The organism is Niallia sp. 01092, assembly GCF_052318935.1.
GTDB lineage: Bacteria > Bacillota > Bacilli > Bacillales > Cytobacillaceae > Niallia.
This window is the reverse complement of the sequence record NZ_JBQRKO010000025.1, coordinates 23858-35977: the sequence shown is the minus strand read 5'-3', so window position 1 is coordinate 35977 and position 12120 is coordinate 23858. Positions and strand designations below refer to the sequence as shown.

General features: G+C 35.3%; 10 protein-coding genes and 1 riboswitch. Of the genes, 1 reads left to right on the top strand and 9 read right to left on the bottom strand.

Translation table 11 applies throughout. The features are described from left to right. Positions 1-475: 475 nt before the first annotated feature. Positions 476-997, bottom strand: coding sequence for an acyl-CoA thioesterase (locus ACTXGU_RS19020; protein ID WP_443483104.1), 522 nt, complete (start codon positions 995-997; stop codon positions 476-478). A gap of 241 nt (positions 998-1238) precedes the next feature. After that, on the bottom strand, positions 1239-2486 hold the full coding sequence (locus tag ACTXGU_RS19015; RefSeq protein ID WP_443483103.1) for a M20/M25/M40 family metallo-hydrolase: 1248 nt from the start codon (positions 2484-2486) through the stop codon (positions 1239-1241). Between the two features lie 354 nt (positions 2487-2840). Further along, positions 2841-2885, top strand: a riboswitch (PreQ1 riboswitch). Positions 2886-2892: 7 nt separating this feature from the next. Here ACTXGU_RS19015 and ACTXGU_RS19010 point away from each other — a divergent pair. After that, the gene (locus ACTXGU_RS19010) at positions 2893-3393 is read left to right on the top strand and encodes a QueT transporter family protein (RefSeq protein ID WP_443483102.1); all 501 of its coding nucleotides are present in this window, start codon (positions 2893-2895) and stop codon (positions 3391-3393) included. 243 nt (positions 3394-3636) lie between these two features. Here ACTXGU_RS19010 and ACTXGU_RS19005 read toward each other — a convergent pair whose 3' ends face one another. The 7 genes from ACTXGU_RS19005 to ACTXGU_RS18975 form a co-directional block, all read right to left on the bottom strand. Beyond that, positions 3637-4794 (bottom strand): toxic anion resistance protein, encoded by a 1158-nt coding sequence (locus ACTXGU_RS19005; protein ID WP_443483101.1) that lies wholly within the window; start codon positions 4792-4794, stop codon positions 3637-3639. Then, a complete protein-coding gene (locus ACTXGU_RS19000; RefSeq protein WP_443483100.1) occupies positions 4791-5453 on the bottom strand; it encodes a 5-bromo-4-chloroindolyl phosphate hydrolysis family protein in 663 nt (220 codons plus the stop codon). Before ACTXGU_RS19000 ends, ACTXGU_RS19005 begins: the two co-directional genes overlap by 4 nt. Positions 5454-5919: 466 nt before the next feature. Further along, positions 5920-7155 (bottom strand): L-lactate MFS transporter, encoded by a 1236-nt coding sequence (locus ACTXGU_RS18995; RefSeq protein WP_443483099.1) that lies wholly within the window; start codon positions 7153-7155, stop codon positions 5920-5922. A gap of 144 nt (positions 7156-7299) precedes the next feature. Further along, the gene (locus ACTXGU_RS18990; protein WP_443483098.1) at positions 7300-8052 is read right to left on the bottom strand and encodes a LytR/AlgR family response regulator transcription factor; all 753 of its coding nucleotides are present in this window, start codon (positions 8050-8052) and stop codon (positions 7300-7302) included. Between the two features lie 4 nt (positions 8053-8056). Beyond that, complete coding sequence (locus tag ACTXGU_RS18985) at positions 8057-9694, bottom strand: LytS/YhcK type 5TM receptor domain-containing protein (protein ID WP_443483131.1); 1638 nt, start codon at positions 9692-9694, stop codon at positions 8057-8059. 464 nt (positions 9695-10158) lie between these two features. Then, entirely contained in the window at positions 10159-11082 is a 924-nt protein-coding gene (opp4C, locus tag ACTXGU_RS18980) for an oligopeptide ABC transporter permease (RefSeq protein WP_443483097.1), read from the bottom strand. Positions 11083-11093: 11 nt separating this feature from the next. Next, on the bottom strand, positions 11094-12056 hold the full coding sequence (locus tag ACTXGU_RS18975) for an ABC transporter permease (protein WP_443483096.1): 963 nt from the start codon (positions 12054-12056) through the stop codon (positions 11094-11096). Between the last annotated feature and the right edge of the window lie 64 nt (positions 12057-12120).

Below are 12120 nucleotides of genomic sequence, written 5' to 3'. Positions count from 1 at the left end.
TAGCCCCCTATTTCTCTTTTTCTTTAGGAATGCTGGTAATAACATCCTAATTACCTAGGAATATTATCCCAATAATAGAACTCCTTGTATGGATTATAATCCTGTATTAGACAGGTGTCTTTATTTTTGTAAGATTATCTAACGTTATTTTTTAAAAAATTAAATAAATTCTGACACTTATGTAATGATATATCTAAATTAAATCTCAACAAACAGCTACTATAAAATAATTTTAAGGAACAAAAGCGCAAGCGCCTTGAACAGCTCTGAAGAAAAATGTTCACATGACTCAAAAAGTGCTTTTTACTTTTAGAGGCATGGGGTTATTTTTCACAAGAGCTAGGCGCTGGAGCTAGATGTGGACACAACCGGCAAGTTATCCACAATCCCATTTCGTTTATAATTTCCTGGTGTATGACGACAAAAAAAGAGCCGACAAATAAGTTTGACCTTTTTTGCCAGCTCCTAACCTATATTACATCCATGGAATATCTGTGTTTACAACGGTTGCAAATGCTTTACTATGTTCCCTTCTATCTTTTCTGATCTTTACCCTCTTTTCTGCTGTATTATAAAGCATTAATTCTTCTGGAGATTGAGGAACTACTTTTGGAACTTGTTTTGGTTTTCCATTATCATTTAATGCTACGAAGGTTAAAAAAGACGTCGCTGCTAATTTGCGTTCCCCTGTTTTTAAATTTTCCGCGATCACTTTCACAAAAACTTCCATCGACGATCTGCCCGTATGTGAAACAAATGATTGCAAACAAACCGAATCTGTTGGTTTAATGGGAAATAAAAAGTCGACAGAGTCAGTAGAAGCTGTTACCACGTCACTTCTCGAATGCCTTGAGGCAGAAATGGATGCCACATCATCAATATAACTCATTAGTTTTCCGCCAAATAAAGAATTATGATTATTTGTATCAATGGGAAATATTCTACTCGTTTTTACCACTAAAGATTCTCTACAAAATTTCTCTTCTCGTACATCCATTTAACTAAAACCCCCTTAAAGTATTTGTATACACATTAATGAAATGCTGATACCTTATCCTTTCACTCCTCGGTATACAAAAGTACTTTCATTAAAAATATTGTAGAGGAACGATCTGATTTTTGTAAAGATAAATATCCTCCTTGCGCTGCCGTCACTACCTCTTTTCTCGCTGTAACACCTATTTTTCCGTATTAAAAAAAAGTGAAGAAATAATATCCTTCACTTTTAAACCAGCCACTTATTTATTTAATAGTGCTTCTGTTTCGTCTTTGACACCGACTAGTCCTAAAATGGTTAAAAATAGATTTTGTGGACCGAAGTAGGCATCTGTTGGATCAAAATATTCCTCTAACGTATGAACCCCTCCATAATCACCGCCACCGCCTAAAGTTACTGCGGGAATTCCTAAACTAATAGGAACATTAGAATCCGTGCTGCTTGCAGAAGAGAGTTCTGGGTGCAACCCTAAACATTGTGCTGCTGCTAAAGAGGTTTGTACAATAGCATCCTCACTATTCTGAGTTCCAGCTGGCCTGTCTCCTACTAACTTTATCTTTACTTCTATCGCTGTTGTTTCACTTTGCCAACGGTTATTTTCTTCCTCTGCCGCCTCTTTTAATAATTTCATCACTTTCGTTTCCAACAGCAGCAGTTCTTCCTGTGAATTGGAACGCAAATCAAGCATCATGCTTGCTTCTTCCGCTATTGTATTAACAGATGTTCCACCAATAATCGTTCCTACTGTAAAGGTTGTTTTCGGGTCTTTAGGTGTTTGAATGTCTGCAATTTTGTTTATTGCTCTTCCTAATGCATGGACAGCACTAGGAATGCCAAAATCTCCAAAGCTATGTCCACCAGACCCTTTATAAGTCACTTCATATCTGTGACTTCCAGTTCCAAGAAAAACGATTCGTTCAGGACTTCCAGGTTCGATTGAAATAAAACCATCAATATCCTTTCTATCCTGAAATAATCCTTTTACTCCCCTTAAGTCACCTAACCCTTCCTCTCCAACTGTGGCACCAAAAATGATATCGCCTTTTGTTTGGATATTCGTTTCATTAAATGCTCTAACAACAGATAAAACTGCCGCTAGTCCTCTGCCATCATCAGAAATTCCTGGTGCGTATACTTTTCCATCCTTCTTTTTTACTGTAACGGCTGTTCCCTCGGGAAATACAGTGTCTAAGTGAGCACAAACAAACAGCCTTGGACCGCTGCCTGTACCATAACGAATACCAAAAACATTTCCATGCTTGTCTTCCTCTATCTGCGAAAGTCCCAATAACTCCAGTTTTGCTTTGTATACTTTTCCTCTTTCTTGTTCTAAAAAGCTTGGAGCAGGAATACAAGTGAGTTCTATTTGTTCCTCTAGTGTCTTTTCGGCATCTTCCTTTAAAAAAATCAACCCTTTTTTTACAAGGGAATTTGCTGTTAACTGTTTCATAGTAGCTTCCATAGAATTCATGATAAACTTTTCTGTCATATGTATCCCTTCTTCCTTTTATTTCGTGAATCTAAGTATTATTCATATTATATTCTAAATTTTTAATTAATACTATAAGAAAAGCGGAAGCGCCTTGACCAGCCCCGAAGAAAAATGTTCTCTTGGCTCAAAAAGTGTTTTTTACTTTTAGAGCCAAGAGGTTATCTTTCACAGGGGCTAGGCGCTGGCCGGCTAAAAACGCCACGTCCTGTGGCAACGCCGGCACTTGTACGTCCTGTACGTCGGAGCCAGACAATTATCTAACTTAAAAATATAAATTCTATTAATAAAAAAACTGTAATAAAAAACATTGACGAACATAGCTTGCATACTATACCATTATTTTTTGTGTTGAAAGACGTGGTTCGAGACCATCCCACGTAAAAAAACTAAGGGAGAGAAAAAAATGAACATAAAAACACTTGCAGTAAATGGTATGATTGCTGCCCTTTATATTGCTGTATCAGGCATTATTGCACCATTTGGTTTTACGAATATTCAATTCCGAGTTTCAGAAATGTTTAATCATTTAGTTGTTTTTAATAAAAAATATATGTATGGAATTGTTATTGGAGTATTTTTTGCAAATTTATTCTTTTCACCATTGAAGGCATACGATCTTGTTTTTGGAGTGGCTCAATCAATCATTGCTTTGCTTATTACGATTTGTGTAGGACGATATGTAAAAAACATTGTAAAACGAATGATTATTAACACACTCGTCTTTACATTTACGATGTTTATCATTGCATTGGAACTTTATTTAGCGTTCAACTTGCCGTTTTTATATACATGGTATACAACTGCTGTTGGCGAATTTGCGGTGATGGCAATAGGTATTCCGATTATTTATATCGTGAATAAGCGCGTTCGTTTTGGTAAATTAATAGGGGAAAACAAGGCATAGAAGAGGTTAACAAGTGAGAGGCAAAACAGAAAATAATAGGGTAAATACTTTTTTTCATCTATCGCATCAGAGGTACATTCAACCTAGTATTTGTCCTTTAGAGGGATTGGAATGAAGGACATTTTTCTTCATTTTCAAACCGGTTTTGTCCTTCATAACCCAGATGAAGGACATTTTTCTTCATTTTCAAACCAGTTTTGTCCTTCATAACTCAGATGAAGGACATTTTTCTTCATTTTCAAATCAGTTTTGTCTTTCATTTGTTTTCATCTCCAAAACTGCTGTTTTTAATGTATGTTCCATAGACACAAAATCTTGTTCTGCTTGTACCCTTTTTTTACGAGCATCTTCTTGAATTTTCCATGTTTCTTCTAGAGTTGAAATTAAGTCTAACTGCGTTTTCTTTAATTTGTTAATATCTGTAAAACTGCCATCTATCGTATTGCTTTTTACCAACCTTGCATTTTTTTGGATCATTTCGTTTGTTGCTTTGTTCACCTTTTTTTGTGTTTCTAATGCGTGACGCTGTCTTAGCAGCGTTAATGCAATTGCTACTTGATTTCTCCAAAGTGGAATAGTGGTCAAAATCGAGGATTGAATTTTGTCAATGACAGTTTTATTCGTGTTTTGGATTAAACGTATTTGCGGCGCTGTTTGGAGCGTAATTTGCCTGCTTATCTTCAAATCATAAATTCGCCTCTCTAAACGTTCAGCAAACTCCGCCATATCTTGTACTTCTTGCAGCTTCATCTCATCTTTTTGTGCTTCCGCTGCTGTTTTCATTTCTGGAATAATGTTAGTATGTAATTCCTCCAGCTTCCATTCTGCAGCAGCAATATACATATTAAGAGAATAAAAATACTCTTTATTGTTTTCAAATAGTTTTTCTAATAAATGAATATCTGATAATAATATATTTTTGCTGCGCTCTAACTTGACACTAATTCGGTCGATTTGAGCACCTGTTTTTTGATATTTCGATAAAACTTCTTGCACAGAACTAGAAAACCTGCCAAAAATCCTTGCAAAAAATGATTTATTTTCCATCTTCAATTCATCTGGATTTATTTCATTCAGCTTCTCCATTAGTTCACCAATAATATCGCCTACTTCTCCAACATCCTTTTTTTGGACATGCTCTAACATAGAATGAGAAAAGGAGAGTAAATTCTTTTGAGCTTTTACACCAAAAAAAATGATTTCCCGATGATTAGTTGGATCAAGGTTTTCCGCTAATTTATATACTTTTTGTTTTTCTTCTTCTGAAAGAACGTCAAGAAGGCGAATCGATTTCTCCTTCTCTCTACTTGCTCCTATTTGGTCTGTCTCCTTAAGTGACAGAGAAAATAATTCGTCCAATCCATTATCTTTTTTAGAAAGTGAGTACAGATCGTCACTCATTTTAACCTCCTACTTTCATCAAACAAGTTATCATCTTTTTTCTTAAAAGTAGTATGTCTTATTACATCTAATTCAAAATGAAGGTCGTCAATATCGTCTGTAAGAAGGATATGAAGATCATCTTCAATCGATTTTGCTAGTTGTTCCAACGTTTTTCTTGTCTCACGAAGCGTGATTTGCAGATCATGACTTTTTTTAGGCTGTGCTGATAACAGTGCATATTTCTCTGAAATTTCAACAACAGAATCTAGATGAGAGTAATAAAACTTCTCCGCGCGGTAAAATCTTTTCGGTGTTTGTTTTGTTAAATGATATATTTTTCTTGTAACACGAATAAGATCAATTCGCTGTTTAATGGAAGAAAAATGACGAATAGAAAGCACCGCTTTATTTAAACGAGTAATTTTTGTTTTTGCTTCTTTTAATTGCTTATAAATAAACTTATATTCTTTTCTAGTTAAGTGATGTTTTTTTAAAAACCGATGCTGAATTACACCATTTGTTAACAAATAAGCACCAGTTCCAGCGATCATTGCGTATACAACGGAAGGAAAGAATGTTTGATCAAAAAAGATGATGCTGCTTAACCAAGTTATCATACCAATTGGGATGGTGATCCCTGACCGGACAAGAAAAAGTAAAAATGGATTCAAAATCATCGACTCCTGACGTTATATTCCTTATTTATTACGATTTTTTCCGTAAATAGTTTCAATTTAGAAATTTTCTTACTATATAGAATATCGAAAAAAAAGAGGAATTGCCATAGACTTAAAATGGAATCTACCCTAAGACTATAGACGTATTTAGCCTATTTTTCCTATCATACGCCTAACCGATGATGGATATTAATCCCATTTTAACAAAAAACTTAAGATCCCTCACTTATTTATATGCTTATTTACTAAATATCATATCTATTATAGGATCATGACTGTAAACAGCATAAAAAATTCTTTTATCTTCTTTTTTACCGGATTTATCTTCGTTTTTTTTTCCGTTTTATCGATTTTTTGACAAAATCCGCTAAGATTCGACTTAATCAGAACAAATATCCACAGTTCTAATTTCCTAAACGATAAAAAAGAGCTCTCCATCAGGAAAGCCCTTCTTCATTTTCATATATCATCCTAGTCTTGTATGTGGTTTCATGCTGGGAACATTTTGTTTATTTTTTGTTATTCCTTTTCCTTTATAAGGAGGTTTTATTGTTAATGCAATAATAAGCGAGATAATACATAATATCGCGATAACGGTGAATGTTGGAACAAATCCACCTAGTGCTGCTGCGATAAATGAACCAGACAATGCCCCAATTCCAAACCCTTGATAAATAATACCGTAGTTTTTACTTTGATTTTTCAGTCCAAAGAAATCTGCTGTGATGGCTGGGAAGACGGTGATGTTTCCGCCAAAACAGAAGGCGATTCCTGCAACGCAAGCAAAGAACAACGGGAAATTAAGAGGGACAAAACTTAATACGGACACTGCTATTGCAGTCACAACTAATGTTCCTGCGACAACTTTTAATCGGCCTACTTTATCAGATAAGGCACCTAATATAATGCGGCCAATTGTATTAAAAATCGCGACTAACGCCACTGCATTTGCTGCTGTTTCCATATCAAGTCCTGCTAAACTTACACCGATATCTTTGACAATGCCAATTAAATACAAACCACTCATACATGCTGTGAAAAAAATCACAAAAAGAAGGTATGCTTGCTTTGTTTTTAACATTTCTTTTACTGTATAATCTTTTTGCTGAACTTGTGATGCTTGGCTTTGACTTGTTACTTTTGCTTCTTTTAATAAAAAAGATCCGCCTACTACCATTACTAGTGCAATTATTCCCCAAAACATAAATGCTTTTGAGACACCAAATGTTGCAATAAAGGAACCGTTAATAAACTTAAATAATAAACTTCCTGTTCCATATGCTCCTACAGAGATTCCGGAGATTAATCCTTTTTTCTCTGGAAACCATTTAATTAAGTTGGACAATGATGTAATATAAGCCGTTCCGTCTGCAAATCCTACCACAACACCTGCTAAAATATATAGCATCCATAAAGATGATATTTGTGAGCTAAGAATCAAGCCAATCCCGAGCATGATTCCTGCACCCCCAATGAGACGGCGAATTCCCCATTTATCCTGCAGTTTGCCAGCAAATAAGGTAGAAAATGCTAAGGCGAAGCTTGTGATAGAGAAGGTAGTTGCAACCGAGCTTAACTCCCATCCGAATGTATCTACTAAAGGTTGATTAAATAAACTCCATGTGTAAATCGTTCCTAAACCCATTTGAACAATAATCGTACCAATCACTATTTGCCACCGTTTTTCCGTAGTCGTTCTCACTTTAATCTCCTCGTTCCTTATTGGTTATCATTTCTAAATATTATAATTTTTGTATGTTATCCCTTACATCAAAAATTATATCACCAGAAAAACGAGTAAAAGCGTTATCAGAATGAAATGCATAAAATTCGGAATAAACGGTTATTACAAATGCATAATTTGTCGGAATTCTTTTCCCTTGCTTCTACTCACCGGAACCTCCGCTTTTATATCCTTTAATCTCAATAAATAAGTATGATTAAACCAAGGAACAATTTCATGAATTTTTGATAAGTTCACTGTATAGGAGCGATGACATTTAAAGAAGATGTCTTGAGGCAATTTAGCATGAAACTCAGAAATGCTCATTGGCATCATATATTCTTCCGCTTTCGTATAGACTAGCGTTACCTTTTCACTAGCTGCCGCATAATAAATTTCATTTACGTCTGTCACGATGATATGATCATTTTTTCGTAAATTTATCCGCCCTTGTGCTTTAGCATTTCCATCTTGTCCTTTTGCCTCTTCTTCATTGGTTGATTTATAATGATCTCGATTAAATGCTCCTTCTAATTTTTTCAACATAGCAGCAATTCTTTTTTCATCATATGGTTTTAAAATATAATCAAATGCTTCTAGTTCAAATGCTTGTACAGCGTGCTCTTTATAGGCAGTAGTAAAAATAATATACGGTTTTTTCGCAAATTTGCTAATATTGCTTGCAAGAAACATTCCGTCTAAAGAAGGAATATTAATATCAAGAAAAATAGCATCTATTTCTGTCTCCTGTAAAAACTTTAAAACATCTAATCCGTCATCAAACGATGCTACCACTTCAATATTGCTATGTGTTTGTATTAAATACTCCATTTCTTCTCTCGCCGGAATTTCATCTTCAACAATAATCGCTTTCATTGTTTTACTCCTTTGCCACCTCAAAATATACTTCCGTTCCTAGGTTCAAACGTTTAATGACAAGCCCTGTTCCATACATTAATTTTAAGCGCTGATGTACATTTGATAATCCAATTTGTTTTGACGGAACTTTATCGTGGTATAGGTTATCAATCACTTCTTGCTTGATTCCAGCTCCGGTATCTTTTACACTAACCCTTATTTTCTCTCCCTTATCTTTTACAGAAATAATGATTAAACCAGGACCTTTTCTTTTTAATATCCCGTGAACGACAGCATTCTCAACAAGCGGCTGAATGAGCAAGCTTGGCAGGTTTACATGAATGTCTTCCACCTCATATTCCACTTGGAGCTTGCTTCCAAATCGCGCCTGCTCTATTTCAATATAATCACGAACTTGCTGAAGTGCTATTTGAATATCCATTAATTCTTCTCCCACTTCTAAGTTAAAACGCATATATCCAGAAAGATTATGAATTAGCTCTCTTGCTTTCTCAGGATTTTTTCTTGTTGTAGAAGCAATGGCGTTTAAGGCATTAAATAAAAAATGCGGATTAATTTTTGTTTGCAGCGCTTTTAATTCAGCTTTATTTGCAGCTTCCTTTATTTGCTCTATTCTTGATACTTCCATTAAAGTAGAAATAATTTGTGCGAGACCGATGGCCATTGTTTGCAGTGTATATGTAATCGTATTAGCTTTTTGATAATAAATTTTTAACGTTCCTGTAATGATGTCTCTTTCCTCTAACGGAATAATAAGAAGGCAATGAATTTGCGATGTATGATGGTCAGCAATATTATTTCGAATCGTAATTTTTCCGCTTCTAATCGTTTCTTTCGTTAGATCACTAATAATTTCATGACTGCCTTTGTATTTTTCTTCACCGAATCCAACATACGCAAGTACATCTTTTGTGTCCGTAATAGCAACTGCATCCGCATTTATATCATTTTTAATAATCGTACAAATGGTATACAAGGATTCCGCATTAATAGAACGAAAGTACGGCAATGTTTTATTCGCAATATCAAGGGCTAGCTTTGCCTGGCTTGCTGCAATTCTTTCTTTCTCTCCTTCTATATTTGCAATCATTAATACGATTAAGCCGATGCTCACTTGGCCTACAATCATCGGAATTCCTATTTTCGAGACAATATCTACTCCTAATTGAAATGGTTCTGCCATAACTAAAATAAACACCATGGTTAAAGTTTCACAAAACATCCCGGCAATAATCCCCATTATCCAGCGATTTGCTTTTTTCACACGAAAATGAATATAACCGGAAACGATGCCAGCTAATATACTCGTAATAAGGCAAGGAATAGAAGTTGCTCCTCCGATATCAATTACATAACGATGGACTCCCGAAACAATGCCTGTTACCACACCTACCCACGGTCCAAATAATATCCCGCCTGACATAATAGCAATTGTTCTTATATTAACAAGTGATCCTTCCACTTCAATTCCAGAATAAGTGCCAAATATAGCAAATAGGCAAAAAATAATCGTTATCAACGTTAATTCTGTTAGTGTATGCCTTTCCTTTTGCAAAGTTTCTTTAAACTTTGGCACACGGGTCATAAAAAACAACGAAATCAGCAATAATGCCGCTCTTTCAAATAATTGAATCAACATCTCCAATTCAGCGGAATAATTCAATAGAAATTCCTCCTCGAAGCCACATTCTTTCCTATTTATATTAGCAACATTTAAAGGAAGCTTCATTAATATTTGTAATTTATAACATTTTGTACAAATATTTATAGAATGTGATGAAAGTAAATAAAATAGAATTTGTATTTTTTTAAAGGCTGTTTTCGTATAGATTGTTGCTTTTAAAATCGCAGCCTGAATACACTTCGTCCGTTTAGCGAGCGTCGAGCCTCCTCGTCGCATACGCTCCTGTGGGGTCTCGTCTTTCTCGCATTCCCACAGGAGTCTACGTGTATTCAGGCTGCAAAGAAACGCTTTTCCAAATGTATTAATGTTAAAAACAACAAACTTTGAGAAAACAGCCTTTTTAAAAGATAGAAAGGTAGAAAAAGAAAGCATATGTCGACAGATAAAAACCTGCTAGTTACTTTAGCAGGTTTTGTAGGTTATCTTCTATTACTTTTCGGATCCAATGCATCACGAAGACCATCTCCAATGAAGTTAATACATAATACTGTAATAAAAATCGCAAGACCTGGTGGCACCCATGCTTCTGGGCTATTTCTTAAGATACGAATACTTTGTGCTTCGGAAAGCATATTTCCCCATGTTGCAGTTGGCTGTGGAATACCAAAGCCGATAAAACTCATTGCAGATTCAATAATAATGTATGTCGCCATCATTAAAGAGGCGTTTACGATAATCGGACCAATCGCATTCGGAATAAAATACTTAAAAATAATCCTAAAATCACTGGCGCCAATTGCTTTTGCACCTTGCACAAATTCTTGTTCCCGTAAGGAAAGATAAGTTCCCCGAATGACCCTCGTTAAATTAGGCCAGGATGTTATCGCAATGATCGCAACAAAACTGCCAATGGTTACTTTCGGCATAATGGAAACAACTGTTAAAGCGATTACGATAAATGGAAGCATTAAAATTAAATCAGCTATACGCATGATAATCGTATCTACAATTCCCCCGTAATAGCCTGCAATAGAACCTAAAACAACACCGATTACTAATGTACATACCATTGCACTAAATCCTACAATGAGAGATATCCGGCCACCATATAATAAACGGGATAAGTTATCTCTTCCTGAGCCATCATTCCCCAGTGGATGACCTTCACTTGGTGGATGTTCTACTCTCAAAAGATCAGATTTTGTTGGACTTTGATCTGTTAATAAAGGGGCAAATATTACTGCCATTACAATCAAAAACAAAATAACAACACTTGCAACAGCTAGCTTATTTTTCATAAACCTCTCAAAAGCAATTTGGGTAGGACTTTTACTTTTTTTCATATTAGGATTAATAGAAAATTCCGGTTGTGTCTCAACAGATGATTGTTGATTAAGCTGCATATTTTTTCACCTCATTCGTAACGGATTCTTGGATCAACAAGACTGTAGCCGATATCCGCTAATAAATTTCCTAATAGAGTAAAGAAGCCTATCATTAATGCAATGGTCATAATTACAGGATAATCTTTACTTGATATCGAGTTGATAAATAATGTTCCGAGTCCTGGATACTGATACACACTTTCTGTTATAATAGCCCCAGCTAAAATGGTACCAACTTCAAATCCTAATAATGTAACGATAGGAATTAACGCATTACGCAAAGTATGCTTATAAAGAACCGTATTTTCTGTCATCCCTTTTGCTCTTGCTGTTCGAATATAATCCCCGGATAATACATCAAGCACTTCTGACCGCATATAACGAGTATATGTTGCCATTCCGGCTAATCCTAATGTCAATCCTGGCAAGATTAAATGATGAAGTTTATCTACAAACAATTCAAATCCTTCTAAACCAGGCTTTGAAACCGTTCCTTGAGAAGGAAACCATCCTAATTGAACCGAAAAGAAATAGATTGCCACTAACCCAAAGAAAAAGCTTGGAATAGCAAGTCCAAAAAAACTAAACGTTGTTACACTGTAATCTAATACAGAATAAGGTTTTCTTGCCGAGTAAATCCCAATTGGAATCGAAAACAGGATGGTAATAATTAATGAGAAAACCCCTAAAGTAAGTGTATTCTCAACGCGTGCACCTACTAAATCAGTAACCTGCCTCCCCTTATAAACAATCGATTCACCAAAATCTCCTTGAATCATATCTCCAACCCAATGAAAATATTGAATATATAGCGGATCATTTAATCCTAACGCTTCTTTTTGTTTTTCATATACAGCAGGGTCCACATTCGGATCTAGTTTTCCAGTAAAAGGATCACCAGGAGCTGCTTGCATTAGTCCAAAAACAATGACTGTTAAAGCAAACAACATTGGAATAAACACAAGAACACGACGAATGATATATTTGTACAAAGGTCCTCCTCCATTCTCATTGATGTTAAATAGATAATTTCCATCTTCTATTAACTTTTAGGCT

Coding starts and splice junctions, on each gene's coding strand:
- ACTXGU_RS19020 (WP_443483104.1), bottom strand. CDS start 997: ATGGATGTACGAGAAGAGAAATTTTGTAGAGAATCTTTAGTGGTAAAA.
- ACTXGU_RS19015 (WP_443483103.1), bottom strand. CDS start 2,486: ATGACAGAAAAGTTTATCATGAATTCTATGGAAGCTACTATGAAACAG.
- ACTXGU_RS19010 (WP_443483102.1), top strand. CDS start 2,893: ATGAACATAAAAACACTTGCAGTAAATGGTATGATTGCTGCCCTTTAT.
- ACTXGU_RS19005 (WP_443483101.1), bottom strand. CDS start 4,794: ATGAGTGACGATCTGTACTCACTTTCTAAAAAAGATAATGGATTGGAC.
- ACTXGU_RS19000 (WP_443483100.1), bottom strand. CDS start 5,453: ATGATTTTGAATCCATTTTTACTTTTTCTTGTCCGGTCAGGGATCACC.
- ACTXGU_RS18990 (WP_443483098.1), bottom strand. CDS start 8,052: ATGAAAGCGATTATTGTTGAAGATGAAATTCCGGCGAGAGAAGAAATG.
- ACTXGU_RS18985 (WP_443483131.1), bottom strand. CDS start 9,694: ATGTTGATTCAATTATTTGAAAGAGCGGCATTATTGCTGATTTCGTTG.
- opp4C (WP_443483097.1), bottom strand. CDS start 11,082: ATGCAGCTTAATCAACAATCATCTGTTGAGACACAACCGGAATTTTCT.